The sequence below is a fragment of the Leifsonia lichenia genome, from assembly GCF_054780215.1.
The window spans coordinates 34,997-56,932 of sequence record NZ_BAAGWT010000010.1; the positions used below are offsets into that span (position 1 = coordinate 34,997).

At 69.2% G+C, this 21,936-nt stretch carries 18 protein-coding genes; 7 read left to right on the plus strand and 11 right to left on the minus strand.

What is annotated here, in order from left to right; genetic code table 11:
* Window positions 1-87 precede the first annotated feature (87 nt).
* Window positions 88-4,797, minus strand: coding sequence for an SdrD B-like domain-containing protein (locus tag ACYVGI_RS17410; protein WP_460633849.1), 4,710 nt, complete (start codon window positions 4,795-4,797; stop codon window positions 88-90).
* A gap of 123 nt (window positions 4,798-4,920) precedes the next feature.
* Between ACYVGI_RS17410 and ACYVGI_RS17415 the strand changes: the two genes are divergently transcribed.
* The gene (locus ACYVGI_RS17415; RefSeq protein ID WP_460633850.1) at window positions 4,921-5,844 is read left to right on the plus strand and encodes an aldose 1-epimerase family protein; all 924 of its coding nucleotides are present in this window, start codon (window positions 4,921-4,923) and stop codon (window positions 5,842-5,844) included.
* Between the two features lie 298 nt (window positions 5,845-6,142).
* Here the strand turns inward: ACYVGI_RS17415 and ACYVGI_RS17420 are convergent, their stop codons facing one another.
* The gene (locus ACYVGI_RS17420) at window positions 6,143-6,763 is read right to left on the minus strand and encodes a TetR/AcrR family transcriptional regulator C-terminal domain-containing protein (RefSeq protein ID WP_460633851.1); all 621 of its coding nucleotides are present in this window, start codon (window positions 6,761-6,763) and stop codon (window positions 6,143-6,145) included.
* Window positions 6,764-6,850: 87 nt separating this feature from the next.
* On the opposite strand from ACYVGI_RS17420, the gene ACYVGI_RS17425 reads away from it, so the two are divergent.
* Together ACYVGI_RS17425 and ACYVGI_RS17430 are read left to right on the plus strand one after the other, a co-directional pair.
* The gene (locus ACYVGI_RS17425) at window positions 6,851-7,846 is read left to right on the plus strand and encodes a nitrilase-related carbon-nitrogen hydrolase (RefSeq protein ID WP_460633852.1); all 996 of its coding nucleotides are present in this window, start codon (window positions 6,851-6,853) and stop codon (window positions 7,844-7,846) included.
* The gene (locus ACYVGI_RS17430) at window positions 7,843-8,862 is read left to right on the plus strand and encodes an agmatine deiminase family protein (RefSeq protein ID WP_460633853.1); all 1,020 of its coding nucleotides are present in this window, start codon (window positions 7,843-7,845) and stop codon (window positions 8,860-8,862) included. The genes ACYVGI_RS17425 and ACYVGI_RS17430 overlap by 4 nt, the downstream gene beginning before the upstream one ends.
* Before the next feature lie 156 nt (window positions 8,863-9,018).
* Here the strand turns inward: ACYVGI_RS17430 and ACYVGI_RS17435 are convergent, their stop codons facing one another.
* The 3 genes from ACYVGI_RS17435 to ACYVGI_RS17445 form a co-directional block, all read right to left on the minus strand.
* A complete protein-coding gene (locus tag ACYVGI_RS17435; protein WP_460633854.1) occupies window positions 9,019-10,371 on the minus strand; it encodes a flavin monoamine oxidase family protein in 1,353 nt (450 codons plus the stop codon).
* Between the two features lie 127 nt (window positions 10,372-10,498).
* Window positions 10,499-11,749, minus strand: a complete 1,251-nt coding sequence (locus tag ACYVGI_RS17440; RefSeq protein WP_460633855.1) for a low temperature requirement protein A — start codon at window positions 11,747-11,749, stop codon at window positions 10,499-10,501.
* A 116-nt stretch (window positions 11,750-11,865) separates the two neighbouring features.
* Window positions 11,866-12,717 (minus strand): helix-turn-helix transcriptional regulator, encoded by an 852-nt coding sequence (locus tag ACYVGI_RS17445; RefSeq protein WP_460633856.1) that lies wholly within the window; start codon window positions 12,715-12,717, stop codon window positions 11,866-11,868.
* Window positions 12,718-12,798: 81 nt separating this feature from the next.
* On the opposite strand from ACYVGI_RS17445, the gene hxlB reads away from it, so the two are divergent.
* A complete protein-coding gene (gene hxlB / locus ACYVGI_RS17450; RefSeq protein WP_460633857.1) occupies window positions 12,799-13,401 on the plus strand; it encodes a 6-phospho-3-hexuloisomerase in 603 nt (200 codons plus the stop codon).
* Window positions 13,402-13,458: 57 nt separating this feature from the next.
* On the plus strand, window positions 13,459-14,082 hold the full coding sequence (hxlA, locus tag ACYVGI_RS17455; protein ID WP_460633858.1) for a 3-hexulose-6-phosphate synthase: 624 nt from the start codon (window positions 13,459-13,461) through the stop codon (window positions 14,080-14,082).
* Between the two features lie 77 nt (window positions 14,083-14,159).
* Here the strand turns inward: hxlA and ACYVGI_RS17460 are convergent, their stop codons facing one another.
* The 6 genes from ACYVGI_RS17460 to ACYVGI_RS17485 are packed head-to-tail and all read right to left on the minus strand — an operon-like array spanning window position 14,160 to window position 20,300.
* Window positions 14,160-14,828 (minus strand): hypothetical protein, encoded by a 669-nt coding sequence (locus ACYVGI_RS17460; RefSeq protein WP_460633859.1) that lies wholly within the window; start codon window positions 14,826-14,828, stop codon window positions 14,160-14,162.
* Entirely contained in the window at window positions 14,825-15,826 is a 1,002-nt protein-coding gene (locus ACYVGI_RS17465) for a TIGR03557 family F420-dependent LLM class oxidoreductase (RefSeq protein WP_460633860.1), read from the minus strand. The genes ACYVGI_RS17460 and ACYVGI_RS17465 overlap by 4 nt, the downstream gene beginning before the upstream one ends.
* Window positions 15,823-16,761, minus strand: a complete 939-nt coding sequence (locus ACYVGI_RS17470) for a ribokinase (protein WP_460633861.1) — start codon at window positions 16,759-16,761, stop codon at window positions 15,823-15,825. The genes ACYVGI_RS17465 and ACYVGI_RS17470 overlap by 4 nt, the downstream gene beginning before the upstream one ends.
* Complete coding sequence (locus ACYVGI_RS17475; RefSeq protein ID WP_460633862.1) at window positions 16,758-17,771, minus strand: zinc-dependent alcohol dehydrogenase family protein; 1,014 nt, start codon at window positions 17,769-17,771, stop codon at window positions 16,758-16,760. Before ACYVGI_RS17475 ends, ACYVGI_RS17470 begins: the two co-directional genes overlap by 4 nt.
* A 35-nt stretch (window positions 17,772-17,806) precedes the next feature.
* Window positions 17,807-19,246 (minus strand): amidohydrolase family protein, encoded by a 1,440-nt coding sequence (locus ACYVGI_RS17480; protein WP_460633863.1) that lies wholly within the window; start codon window positions 19,244-19,246, stop codon window positions 17,807-17,809.
* Window positions 19,239-20,300 (minus strand): LLM class flavin-dependent oxidoreductase, encoded by a 1,062-nt coding sequence (locus ACYVGI_RS17485; RefSeq protein WP_460633864.1) that lies wholly within the window; start codon window positions 20,298-20,300, stop codon window positions 19,239-19,241. The genes ACYVGI_RS17480 and ACYVGI_RS17485 overlap by 8 nt, the downstream gene beginning before the upstream one ends.
* A 116-nt stretch (window positions 20,301-20,416) precedes the next feature.
* On the opposite strand from ACYVGI_RS17485, the gene ACYVGI_RS17490 reads away from it, so the two are divergent.
* Together ACYVGI_RS17490 and rbsD are read left to right on the plus strand one after the other, a co-directional pair.
* Entirely contained in the window at window positions 20,417-21,436 is a 1,020-nt protein-coding gene (locus ACYVGI_RS17490; RefSeq protein ID WP_460633865.1) for a LacI family DNA-binding transcriptional regulator, read from the plus strand.
* A 72-nt stretch (window positions 21,437-21,508) separates the two neighbouring features.
* Window positions 21,509-21,934, plus strand: a complete 426-nt coding sequence (gene rbsD / locus ACYVGI_RS17495; RefSeq protein ID WP_460633866.1) for a D-ribose pyranase — start codon at window positions 21,509-21,511, stop codon at window positions 21,932-21,934.
* The last annotated feature ends 2 nt before the right edge of the window (window positions 21,935-21,936 follow it).

The following is a 21,936-nucleotide window of genomic DNA, read 5'->3' on the forward strand; positions in this document are numbered from 1 at the left end:
CAAGAGCACGACTGAGCAAGAGCACGACTGAGCGGGGTGGACGGCTCAACGTCCACCCCGCTCAGGGTCTCTCTGGCGCAGGAGCGCCTACCGCGCTCCGTCCGCCTTCCTGCGACGGATCAGCACCAGCACGGCACCCGCGAGAAGGAGCAGCGCACCGATCCATCCCGCCAGCGTCGCGACGGTCGAGCCGGTGTTCGCCAGGCCGTCCTTCTGCGTCGCGGTGGTGGTGTCGCCCGCGCCGCCGGTGGTCGAGGAATCGCTTCCCGCGCCCGTGTTCGCGTTGGCGCCGGTTCCTGCGCCGTTCGATCCGGCGTTCGCCGAATCGGTGGGCGTCACACTCGGCGGTGTCGGTGTGGAGGTCGCGGGGACAGATGGCGTCGGCGTCGGCGTCGGGCTGCCGTCTTCGCCGTCTCCTTCTTCGACCGACGGATCGAGCTTCGGCCCCGTGGGCGGGGCGTAGAACGTGTCCGTGTCCGTCGAACTGCACTGATCGTCGCCCGCGCATCCCTGCTCGGTGGTCACCGTCGCCGTGTTGACGATGGGGTCACCGTCCGTGAGGCCGGCGACGACCTTGGCCGTCACGCTGACGACGCGCTCACTGTCGCCGTCGAGCGTTCCGAGCTCCCAGGTGACGGTGCGCGTCTCGTCGTCGTACACGCCGTCGTCCGTCGCGGAGACGAACTCGACACCCTCGGGCAGTATGTCAGTCACCACGGTGAGCGGCGCACCCCAGGCGGCGTTGTTCGTCACGGTCAGGTCGTACGTGAGCTCCTGATCGACCTCCACGAACTCTTCGTGATCGTCCTTCGCGATCGAGACGTCGGGGGTGTGGTCGACGTCCTCGGTGCGGCAGTCGTCATCCACGATGCAGCCCTCCGTCGTCGCGACCGTCGCCGTGTTCGCGATGGTGGCACCGACGGGGGTCGCGGCGCCGACCGTCGCGTGGACCTGCACCACCCGACCGCTGCCAGGAGCGAGGTCGCCCAGCGACCAGGTGATGGTCCGCGCGTCCTCGTCGTACACGCCGTCGTCCGTCGCGCCGACGAACTCGAGGTGCTCCGGAAGGGTGTCGACCACGGTCACACCGGTCGCTGAGGCGGCCGCCGAGTGGTTCTCCACGAACAGGTCGTAGCGGAGGGCTTCCCCGTTGCCGACCGTCGTCTGGTGGTCGTCCTTCACGATCGTCACGCGCGGGGGCGTGCGATCGGTGTCGGTGGCCGCGCACGCCGTCAGGCAGTCCAGCGTTCCGGTGATCGTCGCCACGTTGGCGATCGCGGTGTCCATCTCGATGCCGTCTCCGACCGTCGCCGTGATCTCGAGGACGCGCGTCTCGCCCGGCGCCAGCTCGCCCAGCGTCCAGGTGACGACGCTGTTGTCCTCGTCGAACTCTCCGCCGCCGGTCGCGCTGACGAACAGCAGCTCCTTCGGCAGGGCGTCGGCGACGACCACCGCCTCGGCGACGGCGGTCGCCGCAGTGTTGGTCACGGTGATCGCATACGTGGTCGACTCACCGGGCAGGACGATGGACAGGCCGTCGTCCTTCGCGATGGTGACTCCTGCGCGCACCAGACCGGCGTCGAGCGTCGTGTCGACGTTCGCGCCTTCGCCGTTCCTGACGGGGTCGGCGACGGTCACCGGAGCGGTGGCAGCACCGATGGCAGTGAAGTCGGAGTCGACCGAGCCATCGGAACCCGCGAGCGGTGCCGTGAGCTCGTACTGCGCCGGCAGTCCGACGATCGCGACGCTCCACGTGCCGAGCGGCACGGTGAACAGGTAGTCGCCGTTGCCGTCGGTGACCGTGCGCACGGGCGTGCCGTCCGCGCCGTTCACCTGCTGGCCGTTCGCGTCCCTGAGTTCCAGGTTGACGCCGGAGACGCCGACCTCCCCCGTGGACTGGATGCCGTCGCGGTCGGCGTCGAGCCAGACGCGGTCGCCGACCTGACCCGCGGCCCGTCGCGCACCGACGACCGGCGCCTCCGATGCCAGCAGCGCTGCGGTGGACCCAGCGCTCGTGACGCGCGAGGTCTGCCACGCGACGTTGTTGTTGGCGACGGCAGCGGGGTCGGTGATCGCGAGGTCGTCCGCGCCGCTCAGCGCCGGCGCGATCGTCCGGTACTCGATGTACTCGGGATCGAGCGTGGGCGCCAGGTCGGCGAAGACGATCCTGAGCGCCTTCACGCTCGCCGGGTCGGCCGGCTGTGCCGCCGACCAGTCGGCGTCGCATCCGGCAGGCAGTTCCCGCCCGGACGGCCGGTCGAACAGTTCGGGGCGGCACGGGTTGTACGACATCGAGTACTCGATTGTCGCGCCCGCCGGCTTCGAGAGGATCGAGTCGAACGTCACGTTCCACGCGCTTCCGCGCTTCGCGCCGGCCAGCACGCCGCTGATCGCGGTGTCGCCGACGTGCGGAAGAACGTCGTAGATGACGAGGTCTTTCAGCGCCGTGTTGTTCGGGTCGGACACGGCGAGACGGTAGTCGACGTGCGCGCCGGAGCCGTCGAACGTCGCGTTCGTCAAACCGTCCCTGCTCCAGTCGGCGTCGAGCGCTCCCTTGACCGTCTTCGCGATCGTGGCGCCAGAACTCGCGAGGACGGTCCAGCCGACCGTGCTCTCCGAGACCAGCTCGTCGGTGTTTCCGTCGCCGTTCAGGTCGTCGACATCGGTCGCCTCACCCGTTCCGCTGCTCGTGAGGGTGTGGTTCATATCGAACAGGACGGCCCGCTGCGCGTCGCGGTTGGCGTGCGCGCCTTCGGTCGCGGCGAGGGTGACATCCGTGTCGAACGTGACGGTCGGGCGCGGGTCGTCGACGCCGAGTTCTGTGCCGACCGGCCACGTCCAGGTCAGGGTGGCGTGCGTCGTGCCGTCGATCTCCACGGTGCTCTGCTTCAGGGTCGGCTGGCCGACCGCATCCAGGTTCGTCCAGCGGATGGAGGAGACGATCGGTTCGAGACCGACGGGCAGCACGTCGACGAGCATCGGACGCAGTGGGACCTTGCCGTTCGCGCCGTTGGCGAGGGCGATCTGCCAGGTGGCGGACACACCGGGCCGCAGCGCGTCGACGTTCGAGGCCGCGGTCTTGACGACCTGCGGGTCCGGCTGCGGGGTTGCGAAGAACTCGAGTGCCGTGCGAGGGGCCGCCGCGCCGGCGATTCCTGCCGTCTGCGCGGCACCCGGCGCGTATTCCATGCCGTAGAACGGCACGTAGGTGTTGGCCATCGTCAGCAGGCCGGAGTCGGCGAACGCCTGCGTGTTGACCGCACGCACTGCCCACCAGTCGGCCACGTTGTCCTCGCTCACGCTGACGATGCGGATGTCCGTGACGATCTCGTTGGCAGGAAGGCCGAGGGACTCTTCATACGATGCACCGGCCGGGCGGTGGATGTTCAGACGGAAGGGCTCGACCTTGTCGACCGGCTTGACGTAGCGGTGCGTCTGCGGCATCACGCCGTTCCAGGTGACGACCTCGACCTGCACGAGGTGCTTTACGGTCTTCTCGTCGAAGCGGAACTGTTCGGTGCTCGACGCCGGGTTCGTGCACTGGCCGGCGGGGATGCTGATCTGACCGGGGAACGCCATGGCCAAAGCGTCGGTCTTCGGCATGGCGGGCGAGACGGCCTTGCCGTTCACCATGCACGGCACACGATCGACGACGACGGTGGGGCGCAGGTTTCCGGAATCGTAGCCGGGGATGCTCCCGTGCCAGTGCGACAGGATGCTCCACTGGTACTCGCTGGTCGTGTCGGTGTGCAGGTAGCTGTTGTTCGACGCCGTCTTGCTCGCCAGGTAGTTGGTCTGGCCTTCGGCGTTCGGCGACACGAACGTGTGGTGCCGCTGATCGAACGCGGTGAGCTGCTGTCCGTCAAGTCCGACCGCCGCGGCGTTGAGCTTGTTCTGGAACGCGTTGATCGACTCGCCGGCGGGGATGGACTGGACGAACGCGGCGTCCGAGTAGACAACTGTCAGCTCGTGCACCTGAGACGGGTTCGTGCAGTCGTCACGGGCGGGAGACGCTGTCGTCCAGGTCACCGTCTCGGCGACGGAGTCGTACACGCCGCCGTTCGAGGCCGACACGAACGTCGCCCCCTTCGGCAGTGTGTCGACCAGCACCAGGTCGGTGTAGTCGAGAGCGCCGAGGCTCGCGGCGTTCGGGTTGCATCCGTAGATCCGGTACGTCACGGGCTCGTCCGGCCGCACCAGGGTCTCGCGAACAGGCTTCATCATCTGCTTGATCGCGGTGAGTGCCGACGTCGCGTCGACCGTGACCGGCGTCGGCGTTGTGACCGTCGTGGTCGCCCGCCCGCCGGGGGCTGCGTCGTCTGCGTAGCTCAGCTCGACCGTCGTCGGGAACGTCGTGCCTGGCAGTGTCGTGAAGTTCGGGACGGGCCAGGAGAGCGTGAACTCCCCTGATTCGCCAGGACCGAGGTCTCGCAGCGCGATGACGAGAGGCGATCCTGAGGAGGACACGATGTCGCCTCCGCCGTGCAGGACGGGCTGTCCGGCGAGCGTGACGGGCTGGCCGTCCGGTCCGGTTCCTTCGGGTGCGGTCGCCGTGAATGTCGGCGCGACGCAACTGTCGAAGGTCAGGTTGGAGCACTGGTAAACGACGCGGTACACCGCTTGGCCGCCGGACTTGACCGTCTCGTCGATGGCGACGACCGTTGCCGCCATCGCGGCCGACGCCGCTGCAGCGGGAAGGGAGGGAAGGGAGGCGCCGAGCAGCGCGCCGAGAGCGAGCACCGCCCACCCGGCCCGCTTCTTCCGCTCCCCTGGCCCCGAAGAATGTTTCACGTTCATGAGGTATTACTACCACATTGTAGTTACATATATTTCACGTGTTCTAGTGTTTAAGAGCATAATTCCTGGTGTGGCGACCCCGCCGAGTATACGGCGACGCATCCCGTGCAACAGAATGGGCGGATGACCACACCCATCTCCGGAACCCACTTCGGCCTGACCGCTGGCGACTACCACGCCACGATCGCGTCCGTCGGCGCGTCGCTGCGCACCCTCGAATACAAGGGCCGCCCGCTCGTCGTCCCCTTCGACGCAGACGAGGTGCGACCCGCCTATCGCGGCGCGACGCTCGCCCCGTGGCCGAATCGCGTGGTCGACGGGACGTACACGTTCGCCGGCGTCGAACAGCAGCTCCCGCTCACGGAACCGAACCGTGGTCACGCGCTGCACGGCCTCGCGAGCTGGCTGGACTTCGCCGCCGTTGCGCGGTCGGGAAGCGGCGTCACCTTCTCCGCCACGATCGAAGCGCAAGCGGGATATCCGCACCGCATCGACGTCGTCGTGACGTTCGAGCTCGACGAGGACGGCCTGCACACCTCCGTCACGGCGACCAACACGGGACACGACGATGCGCCCTGGGGCACGGGTCCGCATCCCTATCTGGTCGCGGGCGATGGCCGGGTCGACGACTGGACCCTCACCCTTCCCGCGTCGACGGTGCTCACCGTCACCGAAGACCGCCTCATCCCCATCGGTCTCGCCGACGTGGCGACGGAGGGCGACGGGGTGTTCGACTTCCGCGAGCCGCGCACGATCGGCGACACCTTCATCGACCACGCGTTCACCGGACTGCAGCGGGACGGGTCCGACACCGCGACGGTCTGGCTGCACGCAGCGGATGGCAGCGGCGTCTCGATGAGCTGGGACGGCGCGTGCCCGTGGGTCCAGGTGCACACCGCGGACACCGACGATCGGGCGACCGACCGCATCGGCCTCGCCGTCGAGCCGATGACCTGCCCGCCCGACGCCTTCAACTCGGGCACAGACCTCGTCGTCCTGACCCCCGGCGCCTCCAGCACGGCGGGCTGGACGATCCGCGCCGTCTGATCCAATCCGGAAGACCATCGAGCCCGAACGCGATCAGGTGCGCCGCGGCGTACTCACGAAGACGTTCGGACTCGTTCATTGAGTGCGGGCGGAGAGATGCCCCCAGTTGAACCCGAAACAACTGGGGGCATCGACGCGGCGCGCTAGGACGCACGCGCAATCCGGACGGCGCCTGTACCCGTTCAGGCGATCCGTCCGCACGAGATGCCGGAAATACTCACGGCCTCGTTTGGTCCATCCTACATGCTGGATGCCAAATGTTAGCAATCTCGTGGCGTTATGAAAGCGTTTCCAGGCCTTAATCCCCCGCGCCGCAATGCGCTGCCAGACGCACACGCAGAGCCGAGATCAGCAGCTCGACGCCGAGGTCGAACGCCCGGTCGGCACGGACGCTCCCCGGCTCCCCTCCGGCGACGAGACGGGCGAGCGCGGTGCCCGGCCGCGCGCGCCACACGTCGGGTGGGGCGGACAGGTCGAGCCCGGAGCCAAGCGCGAACGCATCCAGGATCGCCACGATCACCAGCACATCCCCGTCAGGGAAACCGGCGCCGAGCAGTGCTTCGGCGAGCGCCTCGTAATATCCGAGCACGGTCGCATCGGTGACCGGCTTGCCGACGAGCAGCGGCAGGACCAGTGGATGCGCGGCGAACATCGCACGCTGCTCCCGCACCACGTACTCGACCACCGCATCCCAGGCCAAGCCCGAGGGAACGACGATGGCCGCGCGCTCGGCGAGGCGTCCGCGCATCAGCTCGACGATCGCATCCCGGCCGTCGACGTGGTTGTAGAGGGACGACGGCGTGACGCCCAGTTGCCGCGCGAGAGCGTTGACCCCGAACGGCTTGCCGGCGTCGACGAGGTCGACGGCGGCGTCAGCTATCCGGTCGGCGCTCAGGATCGGCGATGTTGGTCGCGGCATCTCGGCTTCCCCTCTTCCCTCATTCACGTCTCCTGTGCATAATAAACGAACACTATTCGTTTTAGCACCTGTTCCCCGAGAAACCGGATGGCCACGATGACCTTCGCCCTCGTCCGCGCGACGACCCCGCCCACCTCCCTCGCCCGTGTGCACGGCAGCCGCGACGATGCCGCTCCCCTGCGCATCGGCGTCGTCCAGCACGCCTGGCAGCCCGACATCGCCGCGCTCGAAGCAGAGCTCGACGGAGCGGTCGCCCTGGCAGCGACGGAGGGCGCGCAGATCGTCTTCCTCCCCGAGCTGACCCTCTCCCGCTACCCTGCGGACACGCTGCCGGAGGGCCGCGCCGACGTGCTCGCCGAAGACCTGGAGACCGGCCCGACCCGCGCGTGGGCCGCACGTGCCGCCGCAGCCGGCGGCGTCTACGTGCACGCGTCGCTCTTCCAGCGCACCGGCGACGAGGACGGCCGCGGCCTCAACACGGCGATCATCGTCGCCCCGAGCGGGGAGATCGTCGCCACCACGCACAAGCTGCACATCCCGGTCACCGCCGGCTACTACGAGGACAAGTACTTCCGGGCCGGACCGGCCGAACAGCCGTACCCCGTGCACGAAGTCGCCGGGATCCCCGCCCGCCTCGGCCTGCCGACCTGCTGGGACGAGTGGTTCCCCGAGGTCGCCCGCGCGTACAGCCTGCAGGGCGCCGACGTGCTGGTCTACCCGACCGCGATCGGCTCGGAGCCCGACCACCCCGAGTTCGACACGCAACCGCTCTGGCGGCAGGTGATCGTGGGAAACGGCATCGCGAACGGCACGTTCATGGTCGTGCCGAACCGCACCGGCTCCGAGACCCGGCCGGACGGCACCCCCGGCAACACGTTCTACGGCTCGTCGTTCGTGAGCGACCCGTACGGCCGCATCCTGGCGGAGGCGCCGCGCGACGAGAAGGCGGTGCTGGTCGTCGACCTCGACCTGCCGCAGCGCGGCGACTGGCTCGAGCTGTTCCCGTTCCTCGCCACGCGCCGTCCTGACACGTACGGCGTACTGGGCGAAGGCGGCCGACTCGGCGCGGAGGCCACGCGATGAGCTGGCGGATGCCGCACGAGGGCGCCAGGCACGAACGCACCTGGCTCGCCTTCCCCACCGCCGGGTACACGCTCGGCGACACGGCGGAGGACGCAGAGGAGGCGCGCAGCACCTGGGCGGCCGTGGCGAACGCGGTCGCCGAGTTCGAGCCGGTCTCCGTGGTGATCGACCCGCGCGACCGCACCATCGCCCCGCGGTACCTGTCGTCGGCGATCGACGTGCACGAGGCGCCGCTCAACGACGCGTGGATGCGCGACATGGGCCCGACGTTCGTCGTCGGCGACGGCGGAGAGCTGGGCGCCGTCGACTGGGTGTTCAACGGCTGGGGCGCGCAGGACTGGGCCCAGTGGGACCTGGACGCGCGGATCGGCGCGGTCGTCGGCGAGCTGGCCGGCGCATCCATCGTCGGGAGCGCACTGGTGAACGAGGGCGGCGGCATCCACGTCGACGGAGAGGGCACCGTGCTCGCGACCGAGACCGTCCAGCTCGACCCTGGGCGCAACCCCGCTCTCACCCGCGCCGACGTCGAGGCGGAGTTCGAGCGCACCATCGGCGCGACCACGACCATCTGGCTGCCGCGCGGCCTCACCAGGGACTCCGAGCGCTTCGGAACCCGGGGACACGTCGACATCGTCGCCGCGTTCGCCCGCCCCGGTGTCGTGCTGCTGCACACGCAGCGCGACCAGGCGCATCCGGACTTCGCGGTGTCGCGCCAGATCCGCGAGACGCTCGAAGCGGCACGGGATGCGGCCGGCCGCGCCCTCGAAATCGTCGAGGTCCCTGCCCCGGCGACGCTCCGCGACGCAGACGGCTGGACGGACTGCAGCTACATCAACCACCTGCTCGTGAACGACGGCGTCGTCGCCTGCAGCTTCGGCGACGAGCGCGACGATGAGGCTGCGGCGATCCTCGCGGACGCCTACCCCGGCCGACGCGTCGTGACGGTGGATGCGCGCCCCCTGTTCGCCCGCGGCGGCGGCATCCACTGCATCACCCAGCAGCAGCCGGCGGTCTGACCGGCGGCGACATCCTGCAGCGTGACGATGACCGGACCCGTTTCCACCCGGTCGGTCTAGGTCGCGTCCCGTCCGCGAACGGACGGGACGCGACCGGTGCGGGCGCGGCACTCCACGACGGGCCGCGCCCGGCTCAGGGGCGAAGGACAGCCGGAGCTACGCCTTCGCGATGATGGCCGCAGCGGTCTCGCGACCGACGCGGATGGCGCCGTCGACGTGCTGGTAGCCCTTGCCAGCCATGTCGCTGCAGGAGAAGTGGATGGGGCCGACCGGCGTGCGCAGATCGGCGCCGTAGCGCGCGAGCCCACCCATGTCGAAACTCGCCGCGTATGCGCCGCGGGTCCACTCCTCGCTGCCCCAGTCGCTCTCGTAGTAGACCACGGTGTCGAGCGCCTTGGGCCCGTAGTAGTGCGACAGAGACTCCAGGATGCGCGCCTTGCGCTCCTCGGGCGAAAGGCGGAAGACCTCATCCGCCGCCTCATCGGAGACGAAGCCGACGAGGGTGCCGCGGGGGTCGCCGTCGTAGCAGTTGTCGTACGCCTCGTGCACGAGCTCGTACGGGCTGAACGCCGTTCCCGAGTATCCGTCCTCGCGCCAGAACGGCGTCTCGTACACAGCGTGCACCTTGATGACGAAGCCCATCGACAGGTGCTGGTGCAACTGCTGCTGACGGCGGGGAAGCGGCGGCTCATAGGAGATGCGGCTGATCAGCACGGGAGGAAGGGCGAGGATCGCGAACCGTGCCTTCACCTCGACGCCGTCCGCCACGGCGGTCACGCCGGAGTCGTCCCAGCGCAGCACCCGGACAGGGGCGTTCAGGTGCAGGTCGTCGCCGAGGCGTTCTGCGAGCAGCAGCGGCACCTGCTGCAGGCCGCCCTTCACCCGCTTGTCCAGGATGAAGTCTGCGTCGACCAGGTTGGAGAAGCTTCCGGCCGATGCAGCCATCAGCAGCGCCTGCAGTGCGGAGAACGAGTGCGCCGGCTTGGTGAGCATGGCGCCGGCGATGAACATCCCGATGTTGAGGCGCGCCTCTTCGTCGTCGGTCTGGGTCTCCAGCCAGCGGCGGAACGAGATCTCGTCGAGCTCTTCCGCGCGCGGGTGCTCCCAGGGCCGGTCGGGGTCGATCTCCGCCACCAGCGCGTCCAGCTTGTCGATCAGACTGACGATCTCGTGCTCGGTCTTGGGCGGGACGGGAAAGATCTCGCCGTCGAAGGTGCGGCGCTCTCCTGTCGGGCTGATGTAGATGTTGGTGCCCTCGCGGTAGCGCTCGTACGTCTCGAGGCCGAGCTCGTCGAGAGTGCCGATGAGCGCATCCTGATCGGGTGAGACCCACTGGCCGCCGATCTCGAGGGTGACGCCGTCCACATCCCCTGTCCAGAGCCGACCGCCGACGCGGTCGCGCGCTTCGAGCACGGCGACGCTGAGCCCGGCCTTCTTCAGTTCGGTGGCCGCTGTCAGACCGGAGGCGCCGGCGCCCACGATCACCACGTCACGTTCGATGCTGCTCATAGTCCGTCTTCCGTTCCGTTCAGTCGGTGTTGTTCGTTCTTCGACTCAGGGCGATCGTAGGTGTGACCGAGATCGCCGGGGCTATACGCACTGTATAGAGCGCCGAGGCGATTTCGACACGGTGGCTCTATCCGGCCTGCCGGGCGAGGGCCGCGGCCTGGTGTCGGTGCCCGACCAGCTCGTAGCCGACGACCACGACGGCGGGCGAGAGCGTGATCAGCACGAGGCTCACCCCGATCGGCCCGCCGACGGCGGCGACGAGGACGGCGGCGGCGAGCATCCCGACCGTCCCGGCGAACAGTCCGATGTGGAACGGGTCCCCCTCGTGCATCAGGTAGGTGTAGAGCAGGAACAGCACGATCGAGAACACGAGCACGGGGATCGCGACGCTGAGGATGGCGCCGGTCTCGCCGATCGTCGCCTCCCCCTCCACCAGGTAGGCGACGACATGCAACCCGGCGCCGGTCGCCGCGATCGACGCGTACAGGACGATGTGGCTGTACCCCCACCCGACCGCGCGCCGTCGATGGCGGCGCAGCACCTGCGCAGACGGCACGATGAAGTACGACCACCACAGTCCGAATGTCAGCCCGACCCCGGCGACCACGACGAGCACGGCGTCGACACTCCACCCCTGCTTTTCCACCAGGGCGGCCACCGACGTGACGGTGCCGAACAGCACCTCCCCCAGCGCGATGATCGTCAGCAGCCCATACCGCTCTGCGATGTGGGATGCGTTCCACGGCGTCCCGCCGAGCCGCACCTCGGCGATGATCGGCCCGCCGAGCTCGACGACGAACAGCAGCGGAGCCAGGATGAGGACAGTGCCGAACGGCACGGCGGCGAACGCCAGCAGCACCCAGCCGATCTGCGCCGCGGTCACGAAGCCCGCGTAGGTGAGCGCGACGCTCCTCCTGCTCTCGTCCTGCGCGGCCGCCCGCAACCACTGCGCCACCATCGCGATCCGCATCACGACATACCCGGCGACCATCACCCCGTTGTCGAACGCGTCGCCGTGCTCCACGGACGCGAACATCGCGGGCAAGCCGAGCGCCAGCACGATCACGCCGATCATCTGCACCATCGTGGTGACGCGGTAGAACCAGTCGTCGGTGTCGTACGCTGACGCGAACCAGGAGAAGTTGATCCAGGCCCAGCAGATCGCGAACATCGCGAACGAGAACGCCCCCAGCCCCGGCAGCACGTTCCCACCGGCGACGAGGTGCGAGAGCTGATCGCCCGCCTGCCCGAAGGCGACCACGAAGGTCAGATCGAAAAGCAGTTCGAGCGGAGTGGCGGCCCGATGACTCTCCTCCGGATCGCGGCCGCGCATCCTGACCAGCCGATGGCTGAGACCCGACGACGTGAGCTCGGACATGGGTCCATTGTTGCGCGCCGCGACCGTGGAGTGCATCCGGACGTCGTGGGTGGAGGAGGCGGCGATCGTGCACCTACCGAAAGCAGACGCATTGACCGCGGCCGAGGTCGCGCGGGTCAGAGCCCTCGGGTAGTCGGAGGCCAACGACTGTCGTCGCCGCGCGCCGCGGACGACCGCACGTCGGTCATGCCTGCGCGCGCCACCAGCTCTGCTCGGGAGGACGCCCCAACTTTGCTGAGCAGGTTCGAGACATGAAACTTCACAGTGTTCTCGCTGATCGCAAGCTGGCGGCCGATCGCGCGATTCCGGGCCCCGGATGCGACCAGTTGGAGGACTTCGCGCTCGCGGTTGGTCAGTGCGGTCGCGGTCATCAAGGGCTCTCGTATCGCGGGCGGGTCGAGCGGAAGCCGAACGGAGAGGATGGAGCCCCAACCGGGCGTCGATCTCACCGTGACCGTCCCGTTCAGCGCCGAAGCGCGCTCCAGAATAGACGCCACCGAGTCGTCGGAAACCGCCAGCTCGCCGCGCCCGTCGTCCCTGATCTCGATGAGAAGATTGAGGCCGTCGCAGTCCCACTCGACGCGGACGCGCCCGGTCTCCTCCTGGTCGATGAAGACGAGGATGGCGCTCTGTACGATTGCCCGTCCTGCCTGGGCGACCTCGCCGGGCAGGGCGCGCCCCGTAGCGGGCGGCTCTACGAACTGGATGTCCAGGTCGCCGTGGCGTGCGAGCGGCCTCAGGTCGTTTCGCAGCCGGCTGAACGCGCCAACTACCGGTTCCAGCACCGACGTGCGCTGGTGATGTCGCAGCGTGTGGACGCCCGCCAGAGCCATTGCCGCCGTGTCGGTGGCCAGGGCGCGCGCTGTGCGGTCGTCGAGCTGAATCGACCGCAGCACGGCGAGCACCGACTCCAGACTCACCGCCTGGCCGTCCGCCCGCTCTGCCATCCCCCGCATCTCATCGGTCACTCTGCCCACCTACCCGAACCGGTAGGTGGGGTGAGCCTTCCGCAGGGCGCGGCGCGCGGACGGAATCGGGACGATGGGATCATGGACTTCTCCGATCCTCCGGTGGGCGCTTCGCTGCGCCTCCTCCGCGACGAGCTCGACGGCTTGGTCGAGGCGCTCCCCGCTGCTCAGCTCGGGGAGGACGAGACCGACCGGCTCGCATCCCTCGACCGTTTCACGGAGCTCATGACGGACGCGCGACGCGTGTTTGTCCACGGCGCCGGACGCTCGGGGCTCGCCCTGAGGATGACCGCCATGCGCCTCATGCACCTCGGGCTCGACGTTCATGTGGTCGGTGAGGTGACGGCACCGGCGATCGATGCCGGGGACGTCCTGCTCACGGCGAGCGGCTCCGGGGCGACGGCAGGGGTGGTGCGTGCCGCCCTGGCCGCGACGGACTCGGGTGCCAGAGTCGCGGCGATCACGACCGACCCGGCATCGCCGCTCGGGGAGATCGCCGCGGCCGTCGTCGTGGTCCCGGCAGCGCAGAAGCTCGACCGGTCCGGGGCGGCATCCGCCCAATACGCCGGCAGCCTCTTTGAGCAGGCCGTCGTCATCATCGGTGACGCGCTCTTCCACCACCTGTGGCAGAGCTCGGGCGTCACCGCCTCGGAGCTCTGGAAACGCCACGCGAACCTCGAGTAGCGCGGGCATCGGACGGTGCCCGAACCCGGGCACCCGGCAACAACACCAAGGAGAGAAATGAAACTGCAGTTCGCCATGGACACCCTCAGCACGGAGGCGGCCCTCGAGCTCGCGGCGGCAGCGGCGCCGCACGTCGACATCCTCGAGCTCGGCACACCGCTCATCAAGAGCGCGGGCCTCACCGCCATCACCGCCATCAAGCAGGCCCACCCGGACAAGATCGTCTTCGCCGATCTGAAGACGATGGACGCCGGAGAGCTCGAGGCCGACATCGCCTTCGCTGCCGGCGCAGACCTCGTCTCGGTCCTCGGTGCCGCTGGCGACAGCACCATCGCCGGCGCGGTGTCGGCCGCGAGGAAGCACGGCAAGGGCGTCGTCGTCGACCTCATCGGCGTACAGGACAAGCCGAAGCGCGCTCGTGAGGTAGTGGCACTCGGCGTCGACTTCGTCGAGATGCACGCCGGCCTCGACGAGCAGGCGGAGGAGGGGTTCACCTTCGCCGACCTGCTCAAGGACGGCGCCAGTTCGGGCGTGCCGTTCTCGGTCGCGGGCGGCGTCAACGCCGCGAGCATCCCGGATGTGCAGAAGTCCGGCGCTCAGGTCGCCGTAGCAGGCGGAGCGATCTACGGCGCGCCGGACGTCGGTGCGGCCGCCGCGGCGCTGCGTGCGGCGATCGCCTGACGCGGGCGCAGACGCAGCGGGGCCCGATTCGATGAATCGGGCCCCGCTCGCGCCTTGCACACCCACGAGTCGCGCTCCTAGAACCGAGCGCCCGAGGTGGCGGCCAGCAGCGCCAACTGCACCGAGGTCCTCGCCCCCGTCAAGCCGGCCCGCGCGAGGTGATCCCAGCCGTCGATGTCGCGGCGCAGCGTCGGCCCCGCGAAGGGGGTGAGGTCGATGTGACCGAGGTCGCGATGGCGCTGAAACGAAGCTCCTCCGAAGGCGGGCGAGACATCCGACTCCGGCTGCGCTGTGATCAGGACGGTGCCGACATCGTCGGAGTCCGCCACCGCGGCCAGCGCGATGCCCTCGGCCCGTTCCAGCACCGCGTCCAGCTCGGAGCTGTCCAGGCAGGGAAGGTCCGCCACCATCATCGCCACCGGGGATCCCGGCCAGCGCGAACGGCAATACAGCAGCCCGAACCGGACCGCCGGATTGAGTCCCTCCGGAGCGCCGGGAACGATGACGATCCGCCCGGGCGCGGCGAGCCCGGAGAGCGCGACACCGGCGCCCGCCCAATCGGTGACGACCACCGCGTGCGCCACGGTGGAGGCCGCGACGACGGCCGACACGGTGTCGACAGCGATCGCCTCCGCGAGCGCCGCACTGCGCCCGGTCAATCGCGTCTTGCCCTGCTGCGGCTCCTTGAGCGGCAGTACGACGTTCCACCGCGCTGTGCCCGGGCCGGGCTCGACCGGACTCGTCACCGGTGCAGCGCAGGAAGAACCTGCTGGCCGAACACGTCGATCCACTCCCGTTGGTTCCTGCCGACGTTGTGCAGGTAGATGCGGTCGAAGCCCAGGTCGAGGAAGCTCTGGATGTGCTTCCGATGCAGGTCGGGGTCCGCGGAGATCACCATGCGTCCGTCGAAGTCCTCCGGACGCACCAGCTTCGCGATCTGCTCCAACTCGTATGGTGAACGGATGTCGCCCTTCGGGAACTTCATCCCGCCGTTCGGCCACTCGACCATGGCGTTGTGCAGCGCTTCCTCATCGGTCGCGGCCCAAGACAAATGGAGCTGCAGGACCTTCGGTGCCCGTGAGCCATCGCGGCCGGACTCGCGCATCCCCTCGTCGAACCGGTCCATCAGGCCTGAAACCTTCTCCAGCGGAGCTCCCACCGTGATCAGGCCGTCCGCCGTGCGCCCCGCGCGCTTCGCGGTGACCGGTCCGGACGTGGCGATCAGGATCGGCGGAGCCTGTTCCGGCATCGTCCAGAGCCGCGCGGACTCCAGCTTGTAGTAGGTGCCGGTGTGCTTGACCTCACGGCCCGCCGCCGACGCGGCGAACAGCTTCTTGATGATGTCTACGGCTTCGAACATCCGGCTGATCCGCTCAGGGGTCTCCGGCCAGTAGACGCCGGTGAAGTGCTCGTTGAGCGCCTCGCCCGAGCCCAGTCCGAGCCAGTGACGACCCGGGTACATCGCCTCGAGCGTCGCGGAGGCTTGTGCGACCATCGCCGGGTGCCAGCGGAAGGTGGGCGCCGTCACGCCGGGTCCGATGTCGCCGACGGTGCGCTCGCCGAGAGCGGCGAGGACGTTCCAGACGAACGCGGACTGACCCTGAGCGGGCACCCAGGGCTGAAAGTGGTCGGCAGCCATGACGCCGCTGAACCCGGCCTTCTCGGCCGCCACCGAGAGCTCGACGGCGTCCCGGGGGTGGAACTGCTCGAGCATTGCCGAGTAGCCGATCGTGAAACCCTTCATCGTGTCCTCCATTCGACGGGAGCGAGATCGGACGCTCGCGGCAGTCCGTTGATGACGCCGGCGTGCCGGACGCTGTGCCCGGCGGCGCGATTGGCGAAGGAGACCGCATCTCCCACGTCCGCGCCGCGACCGACCGCGACGGCGAATGCGGCGGTGAAGGTGTCCCCCGCACCTGTCGTGTCGACTGCGCGCGCCGCGTCGACCCCGCGGTTCTCCACCGTGACGCCGTCACTGAACACGGCCCCCCGAGCACCCCGCGTGATGACGACGGTGGAGCCGGTGCGGCGGGCCAGCGCGCGAGCGACCTCGTCGGTGTCGCCAGGTCTGTCGTCGCCGGCGACCCCGAGCAGTGCCAGTGCCTCGTGCTCGTTCGGAAGCACGAAGTCGACCGCGTCCCAGACCCGCTCGTCGAGCTGGTCCGGCGCGTAGGCCGGCGCCGGGTTCAGGATGGTCGTCGCGCCGTTGCGCTTGGCCCGGCGTAGCACTTCCACGGTGTATTCCACGGGCGCCTCGTTCTGGACGACAGCGATCCATCCTGGGCCTGCAATGGCGTCGGCGACGGCGGCGTGGTCGGCGGTGAGCTCGGCCATGGCGCCGAGTCCGACCGTGATGCAGTTCTCCCCGTTGCGGTCGACGACGATCGCCCCCGACATGGTCGGCGAACTCGGGAACTCCTCGACGACCGCGACGACGCGCTCCCTGTGCCAGAGTGCCCGGGCGGAGTCGGCCGCATGATCGCGACCGAGGGCGGTCATGAACGTCACGTCAGCACCGAGCCGCGCGGCGGCGATCGCCTGGTTCGACCCTTTTCCTCCGTGATCGAGGGCGACGTGACCGGCCACCATGGTCTCCCCCGGCGCCGGCGCGCGGTCGACTACGTAGCGAGTGCTCAGCCCGTAGCTGCCGGCGACGAGGATCTTCGGCCCAGTGCTCACGGCGCGATCACCACCTTGTGCGCCGTCGGGTCCGTCGAGACGGTCGCGAGGGCTTCGCCGAACCGTTCGAGCGGAAAGCGGTGGGTGATGAGCCCACGGGTCAGGACCCGCCCGCTGCGCAGTGCGGCGAGCGCATCCGGGAACGACGAGATCTGGGCGAAGGAACCAGTGACCGTGATCTCGCGCCGGTAGACGTCGAAGGGGTTGATCGCCACCGACTCGTCGGGCGAGGTGACCCCGTAGATCAGCAGCGTCCCTCCGTCCCGCACGAGCGGGACGGCGCGCTCCGTGACGGCGGACGCCCCAGTGGCATCGACCACGACGTCGTAGCCCTCGGGAGCAGCCTCCCGCAGACGGTCGTACCCGCTTCCGTCCCGGCCGATCTTCACCGCGGCGTCGATGCCGAGCGTCAGCGCGAGGCGGAGCTTGTGGTCGGACGGGGCCGCCACGGTGACGTGGGCCGCTCCGCCCGTCGCCAGCAGCTGAGCCAGGATCAGGCCGGTGGGCCCGGCGCCGAAGACGAGAGCACGTGACCCGGGGGCGACCCGGAGTCGCTCGACGCCGTGGATCGCGCACGCGGTCGGCTCGGCGAGCACCGCGACCTCCGGCGTCAGGTCGGACGCGTCGAAGCACCACGCGGCAGGAGCCACCATGTACTCGGCGAAAGCGCCCGGCCCGGTGACGCCGAGTGCGATCAGGTTCGCGCAGAGCAACGGGCGGCCGCGCCTGCAGTTCGAGCAAGCGCCGCAGCCTCCCACCCCGGTCGCGACGATCCGCTGCCCGACCCGGAAGCCGTCGACCCCGTCGCCGACGGCGTCGACGATGCCGACCGGCTCGTGTCCCGGCGTCAGCGGGAAGGCCGCGAAGAACGAGCCGTCGTGGATGTGGTGGTCGGTGCCGCAGACGCCGGCGAGCTCGACGCGGAACCGGAGTTCGCCCGGTCCCGGCTCCGGAATCGGGATCTCGCGCGCTGCGAACGCCTCAGGGGCGTCGTAGACGATCGCTCTCATGCTGTGCCTCTCCTGTCTCATCTCGTCCGCCACCCTCAGACGCCCGGTCCGTCGAGCACGGTGCGGTCGAGCCTGCGCGGAAGCCATTGACCGTGATCGAGCGATCCCACCAGCCGGCCGTTCTCGACCACCACCTCGCCGCGGACGAGGGTCGTCACCGGCCAGCCGGTGCAGTCCCAGCCCTCCCAGATGCTGTAGTCGCCGTCGTGGTGGAGGTCGTTCATCGTGATCGACTTCTCGACACGCGGGTCCCAGAGCACGATGTCCGCGTCCGACCCGACCGCGATCGCTCCCTTGCGCGGGTACAGCCCGAGGACCTTGGCCGGACGCGTGGAGAACACGTCTACGAACGCGCGCAGCGACAGAGATCCGCCGATGACGCCCTCGGTGTAGGTGATCACCCCGCGGGTCTCGATGCCGGCGTGCCCGCCGCAGGCCGTCTCGACGGTGCGTCCGCCCACTTTGGTCGCGTAGTCGGTCGTGTACTCGTCGGTGGCGACGGTTGTCAGCGAGCCGTCGATGAGTCCCTTCCAGAGCGCCTCGCGGTCGGCCTCGGTCTTCAGCGCCGGGTACGTCTGGATCTTGCCGCCGTCCGGCTGCTTGTAGTCCTCCGCCGTGAAGCAGAGGTAGTTGTGCAGCACCTCGCCGTAGATCGGCTGGCCCGCCGCGCGCGCCTCTGCGATGACCCGGGCACCCGATTCCCCGGTGACATGCACGAAGTAGACGGCCGTGCCGTTCTCGCGTGCGAGCCGGCACACCTTCTGGAACGCCAGCTCCTCGGAGGTCGAGGAGTGGACCAGGTGGAGGTTGTACCACTGGTCGCGCTTCTCGCGCTTGAGCTTCGCCTCCATGTGCGTGACGAGCTCGTCGCACTCGGCGTGGACGAGCAGCATCCCGCCCGCGGCGCTCAGCTCACCCATGAGGTCGAGCATCGGACCGTCGTCCATCTTGACGCCCTCCTGCGCCGTGGTGACGCAGGTCGTGAACGCCTTGAACGTGGGGATGCCGGCATCGACAGCGCGACCGATATTCGCCAGCAGGGCGTCCGACGGGTTACCCACGACTCCGGGGTGGAAGGTGTAGTCGACGTACGATTTGCCGTCGAACAGGCCACGGCGTCGTTCGACCGCCGCGACCGGGTCGTCGGTGTTTTCGTCGTGCACGCCCAGGAAGGCGAACGAGGCGATGGTCGTCGTCCCTCCGAAGGCTGCGGCGCGGCTGGAGCCCTCCGGCCCCTGCAGCCAGACCTCTTCGCCCTTCGTCCAGCCGCGGTGGGCTGGCTCCAGGATGTGGGCGTGCGCCTCCACGCCGCCGGGTAGCACCTGCAACCCGGTCGCATCGATGCGTCGTCGCGCCTCGTGCTGCGACCCCGGCTCGATGAGCTCGACGATCCGGCCGTCCCTGATGCCGATGTCGAGGTGGCCCTCGGTCTCGGGAGTGACCACGTAACCGTTGCTGATCAGGACGTCAAACATGCGTATTCCTTTCGTGGAGCACGGTGTGCTCGTGAAGCAGTGGGAGGACACGGGAGGCCCAAGCGTTCGGGCGCCTGTGGAGGTCGCCCTGGGGCGAGTCGTTCGCGCAGTCGTGGTTGACCGCGCCGGTCTCGGCGGCGGCGAGGACCTGCGACGCGCACTCGGCCGGTGTCCCGGCGATGGTGTAGCGGGAGACGAGGTACTCGTCGATTCCGGTGCGGCGGGCGATACGCCGGTAGTCGTCCCGCTGTTCGCGTGACGGGGCGCCGTGGGAAAGCAGGTTGTAAGCCTCGCCCAGCTCCACGATGCCCGCGGCGTACCGCTCGGGGATGAACTTTCCGACCGTCCCTGAACGGCTGATGTGATGCGCGAGGCTGGCGACGTGCCAGAGGGCTGCGTCTCGCGCGGCGTCCCCGTCCTCATCGACGTACCAAGGGGCCGTGTACCAGGCATCCAGCAGGTCGGCGTCGCGGCCTGCCTCGCTCGCGCCCCGCTCGAGCATGGCGCGGCACGACGCGATGGTCTCCGGCGCGATCCCGAGCCCGAAGATCACACCGTCTCCGACGGCTCCCGCCACGCGGATCGCTCGCGCCCCGTGCGCCGCCACCCAGATCGGAATCGAATTGGCAGCAGGTCGCATCCGCAGTTCATTGCCCTCCCAGACGGCTCGCCCCTCGGTGAGCAGACCGCGGACCGCCCGGACGTACTCGCTGAGTCTGTCGAGGGGTGCCGCGCGTGCGGCGAGGTTGTAGACGCCGCTGTCGCCGGTACCGATGCCGATGATCACGCGGCCCGGTGCGAGCGCGTCGAGGGTGGCGGCGGCGCTCGCGGTCACGACGGGATGACGGGTCAGGGGGTTGGTGACCCAGGTGCCGATGCGCAGCTCCGACGTCGCCGAGGCGACGTCCGCGAGCGTGACCCACGGGTCGAGATAGAGCGCTGGGGAATCCCAGATCCCGACCCGGTCGTAACCGGCGGCCTCTGCGGCGCGGGCGACCGAGCGGACCTCGCCGAGGTCTGACGGGTTCATGCTGAACCCGAATCGTAGTTCCATGAGACTCCTCTGTCGTCACGGTGAGTAAAAACGTTTTTGCAAATGTACCCCCCAACACCGTGTTGGTCTAGTCTTTTTTTGCCTGGCCGCCAGCCCGGTTCGAGACGGGAGGACGCATGGCCGAAAACAAGCGGCCCACGATTGTCGACGTGGCCAGGGAGGCCGGGGTCTCGGTGTCCACGGCTTCCAACGCGCTAACCGGTGTACGCCGGGTCAAGCCGGAGACCCGTCGCCGCATCCGCAAGATCGCGGACCAGCTGGGGTACGAGCCGAACCTGGTCGCGCGCTCCCTGGTGAGCAAGCGCTCGGGCATGGTCGGCATCCTGATGCCCGACATCACCGACAACTTCCTCACGACCTTCATACGGGGCGTCGAGCGGGTTGTCGCGCCTCAGGGGCTCGGGCTGATGATCGGAGACTCGGGCAACGACTCCGGACGAGAGGAACGCTATCTCAAGGCGTTTCAGGAGAGGCGGGTGGAGGGCCTCCTGATCGTCCCGACGGCGGGCACAGATCTCGCCCAGGTCAACGCCATCGCCGACGAGATCCCCACCGTCGTCGTCGACCGCGAGATCTACGGCTGGACGGGCGACTTCGTCAGCTGCGACCATCGCAGGGGCGCCGAGATGATGGTGGACCACCTGGTCTCGCTCGGCCATACCAGGATCGCGCAGCTCGCGGGAGACCAGGAGCTCTCGAGCGCCAGGACCCGGCACGCGGCGACACGGGCCCGGCTGGCCGATCACGGACTGTTCAGCGTGACGGAGGGCTTCAGCAGCTTCACGACCGAGGACGCCAGGGATCAGGCCGCTCGCATCCTCGGCCAGATCGGCGACTTCACCGCCCTGATCGGCGGAGACGACCTCCTGGCCCTGGCGGCCTTGGGGGCGGCGCATCGGGCCGGCGTCTCGGTGCCTGACGATCTGAGCGTGGCCGGCTTCGACGACATCCCGTTCGCCGAGCTCGCCTGGCCGCCGTTGACCACCATCCGCCAACCTGTCGGGAGGATCGCCACGGAGGCGACCCGGCTGCTGCTCGAGCGCGAGGCCGGACCCGGCCGGCACGTGCTGCTGCAGCCGGAGCTCGTGGTGCGCGACTCCACCGGGACACCGGGCGGAGCTCCGGCTTCCGCCTGACGCTTGACATTCCCTGCCTCGGTCGGCTTCACTCTCAATCAGTGCAAAAACGTTTTTGAGAATGGAGCTTCCATGCGTGCCAACAGCAGCCTCTTCAACCAGCGTCTCGCGGCGGTGGTGACCGGACTCCGCTTCGACGAGCTCATCGTCATCGCAGACGCCGGTCTGCCCGTCCCCGCAGGGGTGGAGACCCTCGATCTCGCCCTCACCCACGGAAAGCCCTCGGTCGCCGACGTCCTCTCGGTGCTCGTCGACGAGCTCGTCATCAACGAGGTGATCGTGGCCGAGGAGACCGCCCGCGTCAACCCGACGGTGACGGCCGCGGTCGAACAGCTGACGGGCCCGGCCGGGATCGCCGTGCGGGCGGTGCCGCACGACGACATCGAGGTGCACATCCGCCGGGCGAAGCTCATCGTCCAGACCGGGGAGACGACGCCGTACGGCAACGTGATCCTCGCCGGCGGGCTCGACTTCTTCGAACTCGGCATCGCGGACTGACA